Here is a 1,309-nt window from a genome sequence, read left to right as displayed (position 1 = left end):
CTTCACCGGGGTCGAGATCAACGCGATCCCCCCGGCGCGCGCCCGGGCGCTGCGGGCGCTGGCCAGCGACCCCGGCCCCCGCCCGGCCCTGCGCGTCACCGCGACCGCGCCGGGCCCGCTGCCCGCGGTTCTCGCCATCGGTCCCGACCCGCAGGGTACCCCGCGCCCGCTTGCCCGCCTCACCCCGCCCGACGCCACGGCCGAGGGCGAGGGGTTCGCCGCCACGCTGCCCCTCGACCTGCCGCCGGAGTTGCGCAACCGCGTCATCCGCTTCGCGCTCGAGGGCGAGGCCTCCGCCGGGGCGGTGGTGCTGGCTGACGACGCGCTCCGGCGGCGCAAGGTGGCGCTGGTGGGCGACGCCCGCGCGACCGAGGGGCAGGCGCTGCTCGCGCCCTTGCACTACCTGCGCGAGGCGCTGGCGCCCGCGACCGACCTGATCGAGGGCGGGCTCTCCGAGGTGCTGCCTGCCCATCCCGACGTGCTGGTGCTGGTCGACGCCCCGGTCGGCGCGCAGGCCGAGGCGCTCTCGGACTGGGTCGCGGGCGGCGGGATGCTGGTCCGCTTCGCAGGGCCGCGGCTCGCCGCGATGCCCGACCTCGCCGCCGAGCCGCTGATGCCGGTGCGGCTGCGTCCCGGCGGGCGGGCGGCCGGCGGGGCGCTGAGCTGGGGCGAGCCGCGCGAGATCGCCCCCTTCGCCGCCGACGGCCTCTTCGCCGGGCTGACGATCCCGGCCGAGGTCCGGGTGCGCGCCCAGCTTCTGCCCGAGCCCGACCCCGAGCTGCCGGGGCGGGTGCTCGCCGCGCTGTCGGACGGCACGCCGCTGGTGACGCGCGCGCGGCTGGGCGAGGGGCAGGTGGTGCTAGTCCACAGCTCGGCCAACGCCGAGTGGAGCAATCTGGCGCTGTCGGGGCTGTTCGTCGGGATGCTCGAGCGGCTGGTGCAGTCGGCGCGGGCGGGCGGCGCGGGGGTCGCGGGGGCTGGGGGCGACGCCGGGGCGCGGGACGCGGCCGGGATCGCCGGTATGGCGGGCCGCGCAGGCGCTCAGACGGGGGCCGCGTCGGGCGCCGAGACGAACACCGCCAACTCATCTGATATGGGCGCCGACGCGGACACCTCCGCGACCCCCGGTCAGGGCACCGGGCGAGGTGTTGAACCGGGCGCCGAGGCAGGCGCTGACCCCAGCGCCGCATCCGGCGACCCCGCAGGCGCGCCCCGGCCCGCGGCCGCGCCGACTGCCGCCACCGCGGCCCCGGGTCGCCGTCCCGAGGCCCCGCACTGGCGCCCCGAGCTGGTCCTCGACGGTTTCGGC

1 pseudogene is annotated in these 1,309 nt (G+C 79.2%); it reads left to right on the top strand.

Going from position 1 to position 1,309, the window contains the following annotated elements:
• Positions 1 to 1,309, top strand: a pseudogene (locus ACFHYO_RS09270) (DUF4159 domain-containing protein); the annotation flags it as partial.

Source organism: Paracoccus panacisoli (genome assembly GCF_042435015.1).
In the GTDB taxonomy this organism is placed as follows: Bacteria; Pseudomonadota; Alphaproteobacteria; order Rhodobacterales; family Rhodobacteraceae; genus Paracoccus; species Paracoccus panacisoli.
The sequence above is the reverse complement of the archived record's forward strand: the minus strand, read 5'-3'. Positions and strand labels throughout refer to the sequence as shown.